Here is a 12,863-nt window from a genome sequence, read left to right on the forward strand (position 1 = left end):
TACTTAATGTCGACAGCCCCTGCGTAAAGGAGGACGTATCCATGGACGAGATGTTTGCCATTAAATGCCAAAACTGCGGCGGTCCCATGTACTCACACCAGGCTCAACGCAGCTTTGAGTGCGCCTATTGCGGCACGGTCGTTCCGTGGCAGGCCGATGCGGGGGAGCCCAAGAGCGCGCTGGGCATTCGCCATGCGCCGCTGACGGTTGTCGATGGGTTGCTTAAGCTCACCCATGTGTCGCAGCTCGAGCGCCCGGTGGACCCCGACTGGTATTTCTTTCATGCGCACTGGCGCAACCAGTCGGTTCTGGAGCATCTACTGTGGGAGGACCGCGGCACGGCGCAGGAGTTCCAGGAGGCCACGCACGTGAGCATCCCGTGCCCCTTCTGTGGCGCATCCTTCGAAGGCGAGTCCACGCAGCGCGTGTTTGAATGCCCGTCCTGCGGCAATAAGATCGGCGTTGCAGACCTACTCAAGCCCGGTACCTTTAGCAAGCGCCTGACCATGGGCGTTGGTGCGGAGTATGTACCCGAGCAGGGTATTCCCTGTGAAATCTCGCCGCAGCAGGCACGTGCCAACGCGCTGCAGCTGGTGCGCCAGTATGCGGAAGCCTTTGCCGGTCACGATGTAGAAGACGCGATCCAAAACGACATGATGCTCTTCTACTTTCCCATGGCGCTCGCGGATTTGCGCATGATGGCGTCCTTCCCGGGCAAGGGGCTGAGCAAGGAGACCTTGGTGTACTACGAGGTGCTCGACTGGGCATATCCGCGGGCAAACTACCTGGACGTTCGTCTTATGGGCATTTTGGAGCCGTGGGACTTTGCCAAGGTTGGGCCGTTCGATCCCGCCATGCAGGAAGGCGACTTCCGCGTTGTCTCCGTCGATGCGTCTACCAAGGACCAGGTGGTCATTGATAAGTTGGCGCTCGACATTGCCGGCAACGATGCCGAGGCGGTGCTGGGGCTCAATAAAAAGAGTATCCGCACGTGGGCGCACAAGGCCCGCAAGCATAAGGACGGTCTGGTGATGGTGCCGGTCTACTTTGTCGATCGTCCGGCAACGGACAGCCGCGAAGGCGAGCAGGTGCGCATTGCCGTAAACGGCCAGACGGGCCGCGCGGCCGCGGTGGTGTTTAGCGATAAGCGCGAGACACATGTGGTGGCACCGCTCAATCCCAACGTGATGCTGTCGAGCGAAAGCACCGTGCACGCCACGCCCATCGAGGTCAAATACGTTAAATCGCCGTTTCTGTACCAGATCGTGCGCCGTGGAGGTGGCGAGCAGCCGCGTCAGGCGGCAGCGGTGGCCGAGGGCTCCTACCGAGAAGAGAAGTCCAAGCGCAAGGGTTTGTTTGGCGCGATATTTGGTAAGTAGGGGAGTGGTACGGGACAGTACGCAGTAGTGCGAGCTGTCCGTCGTAGTAGATCTAAATAAACGGTGGGACGGCTGCAAAAGAGCCGCCCCACCGGGTAAAATCAAGGTGTGCCGCGGAACCCGCTCCTCAGCGCTTAAACTTCGGAGACGCGGGCAACGCAGGAGCTAATGTCTAAAGGGCCGGCTGCAACCGACCCTTTTCTATGACTCCCTTCGCTACCCATCCCATGGTTTGGAGCAGTGTCGATCTAACGGGCAATCAAACCTCTAGCGCTCATTGAATTGAGCAAGCATCTGCCCGAAGGAGCTGAGCCCGGATGGCTCATAAATGAGTGAGCTGCCACCTTCGGTTCGGTAGACCCCGCAGGGGAGGTAACGCCCGTCGGGGAGGACGTATAGGTTTCCTTCCTCCCTCAGCCCCGCCGGGAGCATTGGGGTCTCGTTTTCGTCCATTTGGAACTCAGCGATATTCGCGATCTTCCTCTCCATGATGCCTCCTGGCTTGCTTCTGCTGCCGACGCGCCCTAAAACAAGCAGTTCTCAATCAGCTCTTTACCGCGCAGGGTGTCGACCCATTCCTGCGGGACGGCCTCGATACCGTATGCCGTGCCGGCGAGGGCACCTGCGACGGCTGCGGTGGTGTCGGTGTCGTCGCCCAGGTTGACGGCGGCAAGCACGCAGTCTTCGTAGCTGCTGGTGTTGACGAAGCACCAGGTGGCTGCCTTAAGTGTGTCGCGCACGAAACCGCCGGATCTGATTTCGTGCTCGGGCGCGCTTTTCAGCTGCAGCGCCCACGAGGGGAGTGCGCCGCTCAGCACGTCTCTCATCAGCTCAACAAATATGATGCATGACTCAGTTGACGTTCTGTGAGCGTGCGTTATCGCGGAGACCTCGCAGATCTCTTCGTCCGTCGCGTCGACAAACGCCAGGGGCGCGATGCGCATGAGCGAACCGTTGCCGTTGTCGCGCTCTCCGGAGCCTCCTTTGCCGGTACGCAAGGCGCGGGCGGTCGTGCCGCCGTAATCGAAAACACCGTCGATCGTATATTCGCCACGGGCAATCCAGTCTACGAACTTGTCGCGCATGTCCGCGGTGTCGATATGTCCGAGCTCCCTAATCGAGTCACAGGTAGCAAGCGTCATAGATGTGTCGTCGCTCCAGGTGCCGGCGGGTTGCCCATGCGTGCCGTAGCCGATCATGTCCATGCATTCGAACGTGCCGCGAGGCATAAACTCGTATGGAACGCCCAGCGCGTCGCCGACGGCAAGTCCGTAGATGCAGTCGCGCAGTGTTGTTTTCGGTCTGTCTGTCATGGAAAACTCCTCTTACACTTCGGATTGGAGATGCGCGGCAATCAGCGGCAATATGTCCAGCTCGATTCGCGACGCGGTGCGTAGCGAATCGAGAGAACTCAATGGTCAATATGTCAAAATGGTATGCATAGACGTCTCTTTACGCGGCAACAGGCATTTCTTTCGGACGTCCTGCCTTTGGGGTGCCGGCGAGTCGTGCCTCGATGGAAGCTTTGGACACCATGCGCTTGGTGCCATCCTTCCATGAATCCAACAGTCCTGCATTTATCAGTTGCGATACCCGTGCTGAGCTAACACCGAGCATACGAGCGGCATCCGCTGCGGTGACGGCGGGGATGTCGCCGAGTTCGCGACTGACGGCCACGGCGATAATCTTGCCACCGTGCTGCGGCTCGTGGCCAAAGTCCGGCGCAGGCAGGTCGACGCCGCCCATTAGGTGATCGTCGACCATACATGCGAGAAAATCGGCGGCGCTTTCGACAGCGTCGTTTAGGTCGGAGCCAAACGTTCCTTCTCCGCCCAGCGAGCCACATGGCACGGCATCGACCATGCCGTCCGAATCAAAGAACTCGGATTCCCATACGTAAACCATGCAAGACCTCCTCCGATGCCGGCGATTTGAGGAACATCCTAAGAGCTCACCAAGCGAATCAAACACCTTTATTGGCTCTAGTTTAAAGCCTCGTGCGGACACGATTTGGTGTTCTGCGCGCGACCGCGAAAAGGGTTTGCGGTGGTTAAAATGTGGCCATAGAGATGGTTTTATCGAACTCCATGGGGTGGCGCGCGTGGATAACAACACGTGCTGTTTCACGATAAGGGTGCCGGCGTTTTCAAAGGAATAAGCATCTATCCCAATCGTATCGAGGCGGTCGTGAAGAACAACTTCCTCGGTACCCATACCAAGATCGTCTACCTCAAGGACATTACGGGTGTCAACAGGGTCAAGGGTAAGCGCGTGCTCCTCCGTAATAGGTTGCTGACCGCCTGTTCCCACAGGCTGAGCAGTCATTCCCAGGCTCAGGAACTCGTGAACGTGCCGAACTCGGTGATGTAGCCGATAGCGACGTTCGGGCTAAAATTGCGGCTGTGCATTGGACGACGCAGCGGCTGAGCGCTCGACCTGTGAGTGCGCTGGACACGCTGCTCACTCATCTGCAAAAGCTAGGGGCGCAGAACGGTATTCTGCGCCCCCGATTGAGTCGATGTGTCCAAACGGTCGGCTTGCCTATTCGCTAGCGCCTTCGCTGTCTTCGCGGTCGTTGACAAGCATTGCTGCGCCGGCGACCGTTGTAGCTATGGCGGCGGCAGCGAGCCCGGCGGCAATGCCAGAGCCGTCGCCCGTGTCGGCGAGCTTTCCGCCCGAGCCCTTGCCCTTGTTGCCCTTACCGTTCTTGTTCGCGCTGCCCGCGTTGGCGCCGGCGCCGCCTGCACTGTCCGAGGCCGCTACGGTAAAGCTTGCGGCTCCGTCGCTGGCGAGCGTGTAGTTCTGCGCCGCGTCGCCCAACAGGTCTTTTTTCGCACGCACCCAGTACGTTCCCGCGGCAAATGCCTCACCCTCGGCCATCGCTGTTCCCGGAGCGCCGTTTGCATCGTGCATAAACTCGAGTTGGGCGGTGCAGGCATCGTTTTCGAGCTTGCCCTCGAGTGATGCCGTAATCTTGGCGCGCACGTCCTCGCCGGCCTTAAGGCCCTCGAGCCCCTTAAAATGGGGTGTCAACGCGCGCGGATCGATATCGATGGGCACGGAGCCCCGCAGCGCCGTAACGGTCTTGTTGCCCAAGGCGTCGACATCCACATATACGATTTCAAACACATGGCCCGAAGCCGCCACGTTGAGTACGTTGCTGCTGTCGACGAGGCGGAAATAGCCCTCGCCAGCGGTCTTGCCATCCTGGAGCGAGGCATCGCTCAGCGAGTCGCCGTACGTCATGCGCATGCGGGTCGGGAGGTGGTACGAAGCCGTCTGCTTGTGCTCCGTATCGTAATTGCGCTGATAGATGCTCCGGGCCAGCGCTGCATCAACAAAGTCGGATGCGATGATGCCAATGTGCTTGAGGTAATCTGGCTCTGTTTCCTCGGTGCCGTCGGGATTGATGTACGGGCTCTTGTACAGATGCTCGTTGACCACTCGCGCTGCGGTAAAAGGGTTGTTTTGCGTGCAGCTGGTGTAGTTGATAGACCAGCAGCGCTCCGTTGCCTGCATCGTTGTTCCATCCGCGGCAGTGATATCTACGGTGTTGCGCTTGAGTTCGGACGCTGCCTTCAGGGCGCTATCGACCCATGCTATCTTACTGGATCCCGTGCAGCTGTAATGGTCTTGGGCATATACCTTTGTGCAATAGGGCTCTTTGTCGCCCGCATTGCCCGTAGTCTCAAAGCCTCGCACGTCTTGGACGAGACACATAGAGGAGCTGTCGGAGTGTGCTGCGATTTTTTTGTCCCATTCGGTGAGGTCGAGGCCCCACGTGCGGCCGTTTGCGCTGCTGCCGGCGAGTCCAAATCGACGCAGCAGGACGATCTTTCCGCGCGCGTCGCCCAGTGTGGGAACGTGGCTCGACGTGTAGAACAGATTGGGATTATCGTCCATAACCTTGGCGAAAGCCGTCGTAGCACTTTCGTCGGTGGCTTCGTTGTTGCCTCGTGACACAAGCATGATGAGCGCTTCTGACGAGTGTTCGTTCAAAAATGTTTTGAAGTAACCGATGACATCGGAGAGCTGCATATAGTGCCCGTTTTTTTTGAACAGGTAGCATCCTCCATGGACGATACCGGGGTTGTCGTGCTCGTTGTTCTTTCCGAGTCGGATATCAAAATAGCGAATGCCTTCGAGCAACTGCGTGGGTATGTAATCCTGCTGGCACTTTACAAGCGAGGTTTGGGGCTCGGTGTCGTTGTCGACGCTGCAGGTGCTCGTATCATGCGTGCCCGGGATGCTCAGCTCGTCGAGGTACTTGTTGTCGTCGACGTGGCTCATCCAACATGGTCCGTCGATGTAGCTGCTATACGTGGTCCAGTCGATGCTGCTAACTGTGGCATTGGTCTCGCCCATGTCGTAACCGACAAGTTCGAGTTCCCACGGAATGCTCGTCCTCTTGTGGCAGATCTTGTTGTCGTCTTGGTCTTTGCCGTCCTTTTCTATGGCCAGGTAATTAAAGTCTTTGTCCTCGTTTGTGCGGTCTCGGATGATGTAGGTTCCGTCTTGCTGGCGGTCGAACGCAAAAGAGCGGCTGGGCTTGTCGTCATGCTCGCCACTCCATACGTGGATGACCTTTCCATCTTCGTCCGAGTCGCCATCGACCGACCAAATGCTGTAGCCCGTCTTCTTGTGCTCTTCGAAATTGAGCAGGGTGCGGATGGCATACCATTTTGTATTATCTGTATCGGTCGCTACGTGCTCAAGGATGAGCTTGCTGGACGTTCCGTCATTAAATAGGTGGCAGACGTTGCCGATGACGTTGCCGTCTTCGTTGACGCTCGCGGTGCGAAAATAGCCCGCGGGGCGAAGGCGAATGACGAACTTGTCGAGGCTGGCCGCTGGATCGGCCGTGCCGTCCGCAAAGGCTGTCCGCGGACTAATGCCCAGCATGGCGGTTTCGGGCAGGCTTGCCAGAGGCGACAACGCTGCAAGTCCAAGGCCCAGCGTAAACGCTCGGCGACTGATGGCGTGATGTTCGGTCATAACTCCTCCATTCGCAGGGTGCGGCTGCGCGCTCGTTGTGGCCACTATACTGCCCAGACGTTTAAAGAAGCCGGTTTAATTGTCTGCGCGGCGCAATAAATCGGCGGGCGGACGTGTTGGGGTGCCTGCCGTTTTCGTACTGTTGCCACATTTAGGGTGGTTCCGGCATCCTCGCGTTCGTCGGCTACCGGCATAAGAAAGTTTTTCATGATCGTGTCTCCTCGATCTGTAACCGCCCATGGATTACCTGCCTTTACTGTACGCGCGGGCGGCTCGCGCGGGTGGGCCATGTGTCCCATGCTTGCGGTGCCGACGCCTATCGTGTGTCATAGAAATCCGCGATGGCCAGGTTCGCTGACGCTCATGTGCTTATGGGCTAGACTTAGCACCATTACTTGATCGATACAGTTGGCCGGCGGTTGCCGCCCGACCGATCTATATGACTTGAAGGTGCGTGCGTATGAGCCAAGAGATGATGGATAAAACCTGTCGCGGATTTGCCGAGGCACTTGCCGCGCGCGAGCCGGTTCCCGGCGGCGGTAGCGCGAGCGCCTTTGTGGGCGCGCTGGGCGCCTCGCTTTGCGGGATGGTCGCGCGCTACGGGGCGACGAACCCTGCGCTTGCCGATCGAGCGGACGATTTGGCGCACGCGTTTGCCCGGGCGGATGAGTTGGCGCAGGAACTTGTGGACCTGGTCGCCGAGGACGTTCGTGCCTACGGGCAGGTGTCCGCGGCGTACGGTATTCCGCGTGACGATCCGGCTCGACCGGCTGCGATTCAGGATGCGCTGCACGTGGCGGCTATGCCACCGTATCGCATTATGGATGCCTGCGGGCGCGCGCTGGCGCTGCTCGAGGACATGGCCGATAAGGGTTCGCGCCAGCTGCTGTCCGACGTGGCGTGCGGTGCCGTGTTCTGCCGCGCCGCCATGCAGGGTGCGAGCCTGACGCTCTTTGCCAACACCACATCTATGAAAGACCGGGCGCGCGCCGAGGAGCTCGAGGCAGCGTGCGATGATCTGTTGGATACGTGGCTGCCGCGCGCCGATGCGCTGGCGCGCCGCGCCGCCGACGCAGCCAGGAAGAGGGGATAGCCATGGCAGAGCTGCTCAAGGGTGCTCCCGTTGCCCGTGCCTTGACCGAGGAACTCGCTGCTCGCTGCGCCGTCCTGCGCGAACGCGGCGTTGTGCCGACGCTGGCCATCGTTCGTGTGGGCGAGCGCGAGGACGATCTATCATACGAGCGCGGCGCCCTCAAGCGCTGTGAAAAGGCTGGCATCGATGCTCGCCGCGTTTTGCTTCCCGCCGATGCTTCGCAGGATGAGCTGCTGGCGGCTATTAAGGACATCAATGCCGACCCCGCCGTTCATGGGTGCCTAGTGTTTCGCCCGCTGCCCGCTGGGCTTGACGAGGATGCGGTTGCCGCGGCACTCGATCCCGCCAAGGATGTCGACTCCATGACGCCGGCTTCGCTACTTACCACGCTTTCGGGGCGAGGCGAGGGCTTTGCTCCTTGCACGGCCGAGGCCGTGTTGGCGTTGCTGGACCATTACGGTGTTGAGCTGGATGGGGCCAAGGTCGCGGTCGTCGGTCGGTCTCTGGTGATTGGCCGTCCCGTTGCCGCCATGCTTACGGCTCGCAATGCCACGGTGACGACGTGCCATACGCATACGCGCGACCTTGTTGCCGAGTGTCGTGCGGCTGATGTAGTGGTTGCGGCCGTTGGACGCGCGCGCACGATTGGCGCGGATGCGGTTCGCGAGGGTCAGACGATCATCGATGTGGGCATTAACTGGGACGAGGCCGCTGGCAAGCTGGTCGGCGACGTCGATTTTGATGCTGCGGAGCCGATCGTTAACGCCATCACACCCGTGCCGGGCGGCGTGGGGGCTGTGACCACCGCGATTCTCGCCAAACACGTGATCGAAGCGGCCGAGCGTACATCGAAATAGGCTTTTGACCACGGGGGCTGCCGAGGCCGTGGTTTCGCCCTTTTTGCACCAAAGCGATACACTATTGCCGTTTGATTTTTTCGCTCAAGGAGGATGCGCATGCCGTGCACAACGATTTTGGTCGGTAAGAACGCGAGCTATGACGGGTCGACGCTGGTTGCCCGCAACGAGGACTCGCCCAATGGGGTATTTGAGCCCAAGCGCATGCGCGTAGTGCATCCCGACGAGCAGCCGCGTGTCTACACGAGTGTCCTGAGCCACCTGACCGTTGAGCTGCCCGACAATCCCATGCGTTACACAAGCGTCCCCGACGTTGTCCCGGGTCATGGCATTTGGGCCGAGGCCGGTTTCAACGAGCTCAATGTTGGCATGTCCGCAACCGAGACGCTCACCACCAACGAGCGCGTCCGCGGCGCCGATCCGCTCGTGGATTTCGTGCCCGCCAAGGGTAACGAGGGCGAGGACGGCTATGTGCCGGCGCAGCCCGGCGGTTTGGGCGAGGAGGATATGGTGACCCTGGTGCTGCCATACGCCAAATCCGCCCGCGACGGTGTGCGTATTCTGGGTGAGCTGCTCGAGCGCTACGGCACCTACGAGAACAACGGCATCGCCTTTAGTGACGTTGACGAGATCTGGTGGCTCGAGACCATCGGCGGCCACCACTGGATTGCCAAGCGCGTACCCGACGACGCCTATGTGACCATGCCCAACCAGCTGGGTATCGACAGCTTTGACCTGGACGACGCCGAGGGCGCGCAGGTCGACCACATGTGCTCGTCCGACCTGCGCTCCTGGATGGCCGAGTGGCATCTGGACCTGACGCTGGGCGTTAAGGGCGACGGTCCCGCCGCGGTCTTTAACCCGCGCGAGGCCTTTGGCTCGCACAGCGACAGCGACCACGTCTACAACACGCCGCGCGCCTGGTACATGCAGCGCTGCCTCAACCCCAGCGATGTGTGGGACGGTCCCGACGCCGACTACACGCCCGAGAGCGACGACATTCCCTGGAGCCGCGTGCCCGAGCGCAAGGTGACCCTCGAGGACATCAAGTACGTGCTTTCGAGCCACTACCAGGGCACGGAGTACGACTGCTACGGCAGCAAGGGTACGCCCGCCACGCGCGGCGCCTATCGTCCCATCGGCATCAACCGCAACAGCCAGCTCGCCGTGCTGCAGCTGCGCCCCTATGCGCAGCCGGCGTATCGCGCCGTGCAGTGGATGGCGTTTGGCTCTAACTCGTTTAACGCGCTTGTGCCGCTGTACGCCAATGTCGAGACCATGCCCGAGTACTATGCCGACACGCAGGCTCGCGTGACGTCCGAGAATTTCTATTGGGCGAATCGCCTGATTGGCGCCTTGGCCGATGTCCGCTTCCATGAGTGCGGTCGCGCGGTCGAGGATTATCAGGAGAAGGTCGGCGGCATGGGCCACAAGCAGATTCACGACGTTGACGCCGTTGTCGCCGTACTGCCCGAGGCCGAGGTGCCCGCCGAGCTCGCCCGCGCCAACGAGGCCTTTGCCGAGCTTGTGCGCGTGGAGACCGATGCCCTGTTGGGCAAGGTGCTCTACACCACGAGCTGTGCCATGAAGAATTCCTTCGCGATGAACGATAACGTAAGGTAAAGATAACCTTGCAACGAGCGAGCGGGGCAAACGCCGTCAAAGGCTTTGCCTCGCTCGATTTTTATCCCGGTGACAAACGATTTTGTGTCGTTTGCCCAATCTTGGGTACAAGTAGGCCAATGAAGTTGTTCACGATTGGAGCCAACCATGGTTATGAAATTCGATCAGCTTGTTAACGGTGCCATCAACGTGGGCTTCGGTGCCGCCGCCGTTGCCGTCGAGGGCGGCAAGAAGGTCCTCGACGACCTCAATGCCAAGGGCGAGCAGGTGCGCAAGGACGCCGGCACCCCCGATATCGCCCGCAGCGTGTCCGACATGTTCGAGCAGGCCGGCGGCACCATCTCCGACCTTACCGAGCGCTTGGGCATGCAGGGCGAGACCGCGGCCCAGCGCGTGCTCGACGAGCTCATCCTCGCCCGCGTGCGCGTCATGACCGCCCCCGATCGCACGGCCTTTTTGGCCCATGTGCGCGACATCGTCGATTCGGTCGAGGATAACGTGACCTCGGTGCCCGTCGAGTCCGTTGAGCCCGACGACGCAGAGGACGCCGAAGAGGCCGAGTAGCAGCGCAGATGGCAGATTCCACCACCGATTACAACAATCTAGACCCCTTGGGTGACGAGGCGGCGGTTGTCGACGAGGTCGATGCCGCCGTCTCGGGCGCTCGCAAGAAGCCGCGCGCTGTCGATATGGTCCCTGAGGAGCCCGACGCGATGGCGCCGGACGAGGAATACCAGCTCACGCCGGCAGGTCGTCGTGAGCGCATCGGTCAGATCGTTCGCCTGATCAAAAAGTACCGCGTGTGGGATAACCTCACGCCGGTGCGCCTGCGTCGTCTGCTCGAAGAGCTCGGCCCCATGTTCGTTAAGATGGGGCAGATTCTGGCTAACCGCTCCGAGATTTTGCCGCAGCGGTTTTGCGACGAGCTGCGCCGTCTGCGCTCCGACGTAGAGCCGGTGCCGTATGAGGTAGTGCTCCGCTGTTTGGAAGAGGAATACGGCCAGCGCCTGGGGCAGATATTCGACGCGATTGACCCCAACCCGCTCGGTAGCGCGTCGCTCGCGCAGGTGCACCGCGCCCGTCTGGTGACTGGCGAGGACGTGGCCGTTAAGGTGCAGCGCCCCGGCGCGCAGCAGGTGATGGCTCAGGACATCGACATCATTCGCTCGGTGGTACGCATCGTTTCCAAGTTCGTCAACACTGATCAGTTTGTGGACCTGCATGGCGTGGTCGAAGAGCTGTGGACCTCGTTTCGCGAGGAGACCAACTTTTTGGCCGAGGCCAAAAACCTCAACGATTTCTATGACTTCCACAAAAGCGTGCATGGCGTCTCGTGTCCCAAATCCTACTTGGATCTTTGCACCGAACACGTCGTGGTCATGGACTACATCGACGGCATCTCCATTGCCGACCCCAAGCGCCTTGAGGCCGAGGGTTATGACTTGGAAAAGATTGGCGCCGCGATCGTCGAGGACTACTCGACGCAGGTGCTCGACGACGGCTTTTTCCATGCCGACCCGCATGCGGGAAACATCATCCTCAAGGACGGCATCGTCTACTTTATCGACCTGGGCATGGTCGGGCGCATGTCGAGTCACGACCGCGGTATCGTCAAGGACATGATTTTCGCCGTGGCCGAAGGCGACGTTCCCAAGCTCAAGGATTCGCTTATGCGCTTTGCCGTGACGCGCGGCGATTCTGCCGAGCTCGACCATTCGGCCTTTTTGTCCGACTTGGACTTTATCGTCGCCGACTTTGCAGGGCTCGATCTTAAGGACCTGGATATCGGCGAGTTTTTGACCTCGCTGTTAAATCTGGCGCGCAAAAACGACGTTGAGCTGCCGAGCGTGGTGACGATGTTCGCGCGCGGCATGGTGACGCTCGAGGGTCTGCTGACCGAGTATATGCCCGATGTCAACATGATCCAGATCATCCAGACGCACATCAAAAACGAGAAGAGCACCTATGCGCGCGTCCGCGAAATGGGGCACGATCTTGCCGCGAGCAGCTATCGCGCGGCAAAAGGCTCGCTCGAGGCGGCCGAGTATCTGGGCTTGGCGTCGCGCATGCTCACGCGCGGCCAGCTTAAGGTGAACACGCAGATCATGAGCAGCGATAAGGCGCTGCGACAGCTGGGTGGAATTATCGACCGCATGTCGATGGCAATTGTGATCGCCGGCCTGTTTATCGGCTCGTCGGTGGTGTACTACGCGCGCATCGAGCCGGTTGTGTTCGGTATTCCGGTCATTGGCTTTATGGGCTACGTGAGCGCGCTGGTGCTGGCGCTGATGCTGGGCCGCGAGATCTGGCGCAACAGTCACGGCGGCAAGCGTTAATGGCCCCTGGGGGACGGAGGAAAACGGATCATTTTGCCTTGCGTCGCGCCGGCGTGGGCTGGTCCGAACAAAACTATGCCGGTTTACGGGGCTGGAGCGCCGAACCTCGAGCATACCGAAATTTGCGCTTTTAAAACCGCAGGTAGATGAGTCGTTGGTTTTCGAAAATGGCAGATATGGTTGCGAAGTGCTGAATTAGCCCCGTAAACCGGCATAGTTTTGAAACGGGCTGTTCTTGCAAGGTCCGACGACAGTCCTTCCTATCGCAAACCATAGCTTTTACCTTGGGCTTCGCCTGTGTGCGGGGTCCTTTTGCGTGCTACCATACTGACAGTAATAATCGATGGCCTAGATGGTGGTGCGGAGACGCACGAATGCGCGGTTTTCCTGCGTGTTTGGGAGAATCGGGGTGCAAGTCCCCGGCTGTACCAGTAACCGTAATTCCTCTTGGTCCGGGATGGTCGCGTCGCAGATCGGACGGCGTGCCCGGGCCGGTAAGGTTAAGTCGGATCGCCTCCCATCTTGTACGCGGCCGCGGCGCATGCCGCCGGTACGCGTTGGGCTCTGGAGGGAAGGGGGA

The 12,863-nt window shown here is 60.1% G+C and carries 12 protein-coding genes; 7 read left to right on the top strand and 5 right to left on the bottom strand.

Going from position 1 to position 12,863, the window contains the following annotated elements; translation table 11 throughout:
- Window positions 1-41 precede the first annotated feature (41 nt).
- Complete coding sequence (locus ACTNDJ_RS02095; RefSeq protein ID WP_441057783.1) at window positions 42-1,379, top strand: hypothetical protein; 1,338 nt, start codon at window positions 42-44, stop codon at window positions 1,377-1,379.
- Window positions 1,380-1,646: 267 nt separating this feature from the next.
- Here the strand turns inward: ACTNDJ_RS02095 and ACTNDJ_RS02100 are convergent, their stop codons facing one another.
- The 3 genes from ACTNDJ_RS02100 to ACTNDJ_RS02110 all read right to left on the bottom strand — a co-directional run bounded on the left by ACTNDJ_RS02100 (window position 1,647) and on the right by ACTNDJ_RS02110 (window position 3,284).
- Window positions 1,647-1,868 (bottom strand): hypothetical protein, encoded by a 222-nt coding sequence (locus ACTNDJ_RS02100; RefSeq protein WP_441057780.1) that lies wholly within the window; start codon window positions 1,866-1,868, stop codon window positions 1,647-1,649.
- Window positions 1,869-1,903: 35 nt separating this feature from the next.
- The gene (locus tag ACTNDJ_RS02105) at window positions 1,904-2,692 is read right to left on the bottom strand and encodes an ADP-ribosylglycohydrolase family protein (RefSeq protein WP_441057777.1); all 789 of its coding nucleotides are present in this window, start codon (window positions 2,690-2,692) and stop codon (window positions 1,904-1,906) included.
- Between the two features lie 139 nt (window positions 2,693-2,831).
- Window positions 2,832-3,284: a helix-turn-helix domain-containing protein gene (locus ACTNDJ_RS02110; protein WP_441057774.1), complete on the bottom strand. Its 453-nt coding sequence runs from the start codon at window positions 3,282-3,284 to the stop codon at window positions 2,832-2,834.
- Between the two features lie 210 nt (window positions 3,285-3,494).
- Between ACTNDJ_RS02110 and ACTNDJ_RS02115 the strand changes: the two genes are divergently transcribed.
- Complete coding sequence (locus ACTNDJ_RS02115) at window positions 3,495-3,749, top strand: hypothetical protein (protein WP_441057771.1); 255 nt, start codon at window positions 3,495-3,497, stop codon at window positions 3,747-3,749.
- 171 nt (window positions 3,750-3,920) lie between these two features.
- Here ACTNDJ_RS02115 and ACTNDJ_RS02120 read toward each other — a convergent pair whose 3' ends face one another.
- Together ACTNDJ_RS02120 and ACTNDJ_RS02125 are read right to left on the bottom strand one after the other, a co-directional pair.
- Complete coding sequence (locus ACTNDJ_RS02120; protein WP_441083255.1) at window positions 3,921-6,374, bottom strand: phosphatidylinositol-specific phospholipase C; 2,454 nt, start codon at window positions 6,372-6,374, stop codon at window positions 3,921-3,923.
- A gap of 44 nt (window positions 6,375-6,418) precedes the next feature.
- On the bottom strand, window positions 6,419-6,583 hold the full coding sequence (locus ACTNDJ_RS02125) for a hypothetical protein (RefSeq protein ID WP_441057663.1): 165 nt from the start codon (window positions 6,581-6,583) through the stop codon (window positions 6,419-6,421).
- Window positions 6,584-6,834: 251 nt separating this feature from the next.
- Between ACTNDJ_RS02125 and ACTNDJ_RS02130 the strand changes: the two genes are divergently transcribed.
- The 5 genes from ACTNDJ_RS02130 (at window position 6,835) to ACTNDJ_RS02150 (ending at window position 12,283) form a co-directional block, all read left to right on the top strand.
- Window positions 6,835-7,467 (top strand): cyclodeaminase/cyclohydrolase family protein, encoded by a 633-nt coding sequence (locus tag ACTNDJ_RS02130; protein WP_427727505.1) that lies wholly within the window; start codon window positions 6,835-6,837, stop codon window positions 7,465-7,467.
- A gap of 2 nt (window positions 7,468-7,469) precedes the next feature.
- Window positions 7,470-8,324, top strand: coding sequence for a bifunctional 5,10-methylenetetrahydrofolate dehydrogenase/5,10-methenyltetrahydrofolate cyclohydrolase (locus ACTNDJ_RS02135; protein ID WP_441057666.1), 855 nt, complete (start codon window positions 7,470-7,472; stop codon window positions 8,322-8,324).
- A 99-nt stretch (window positions 8,325-8,423) separates the two neighbouring features.
- Window positions 8,424-9,947 carry a C69 family dipeptidase gene (locus tag ACTNDJ_RS02140; protein WP_441057669.1) on the top strand — a complete coding sequence of 508 codons (1,524 nt, stop codon included), beginning with the start codon at window positions 8,424-8,426 and terminating at the stop codon, window positions 9,945-9,947.
- A 153-nt stretch (window positions 9,948-10,100) separates the two neighbouring features.
- Window positions 10,101-10,511 (top strand): hypothetical protein, encoded by a 411-nt coding sequence (locus ACTNDJ_RS02145; RefSeq protein WP_441038770.1) that lies wholly within the window; start codon window positions 10,101-10,103, stop codon window positions 10,509-10,511.
- A gap of 8 nt (window positions 10,512-10,519) precedes the next feature.
- A complete protein-coding gene (locus ACTNDJ_RS02150; RefSeq protein ID WP_441057672.1) occupies window positions 10,520-12,283 on the top strand; it encodes an ABC1 kinase family protein in 1,764 nt (587 codons plus the stop codon).
- Window positions 12,284-12,863 lie beyond the last annotated feature (580 nt).

The sequence above is a fragment of the Collinsella sp. HCP3S3_D1 genome (assembly GCF_052064015.1).
Lineage (GTDB): Bacteria > Actinomycetota > Coriobacteriia > Coriobacteriales > Coriobacteriaceae > Collinsella.

Coding starts and splice junctions, on each gene's coding strand:
- ACTNDJ_RS02100 (WP_441057780.1), bottom strand. CDS start 1,868: ATGGAGAGGAAGATCGCGAATATCGCTGAGTTCCAAATGGACGAAAAC.
- ACTNDJ_RS02120 (WP_441083255.1), bottom strand. CDS start 6,374: ATGACCGAACATCACGCCATCAGTCGCCGAGCGTTTACGCTGGGCCTT.
- ACTNDJ_RS02135 (WP_441057666.1), top strand. CDS start 7,470: ATGGCAGAGCTGCTCAAGGGTGCTCCCGTTGCCCGTGCCTTGACCGAG.
- ACTNDJ_RS02130 (WP_427727505.1), top strand. CDS start 6,835: ATGAGCCAAGAGATGATGGATAAAACCTGTCGCGGATTTGCCGAGGCA.
- ACTNDJ_RS02095 (WP_441057783.1), top strand. CDS start 42: ATGGACGAGATGTTTGCCATTAAATGCCAAAACTGCGGCGGTCCCATG.
- ACTNDJ_RS02140 (WP_441057669.1), top strand. CDS start 8,424: ATGCCGTGCACAACGATTTTGGTCGGTAAGAACGCGAGCTATGACGGG.
- ACTNDJ_RS02110 (WP_441057774.1), bottom strand. CDS start 3,284: ATGGTTTACGTATGGGAATCCGAGTTCTTTGATTCGGACGGCATGGTC.
- ACTNDJ_RS02125 (WP_441057663.1), bottom strand. CDS start 6,583: ATGAAAAACTTTCTTATGCCGGTAGCCGACGAACGCGAGGATGCCGGA.
- ACTNDJ_RS02105 (WP_441057777.1), bottom strand. CDS start 2,692: ATGACAGACAGACCGAAAACAACACTGCGCGACTGCATCTACGGACTT.
- ACTNDJ_RS02150 (WP_441057672.1), top strand. CDS start 10,520: ATGGCAGATTCCACCACCGATTACAACAATCTAGACCCCTTGGGTGAC.
- ACTNDJ_RS02145 (WP_441038770.1), top strand. CDS start 10,101: ATGAAATTCGATCAGCTTGTTAACGGTGCCATCAACGTGGGCTTCGGT.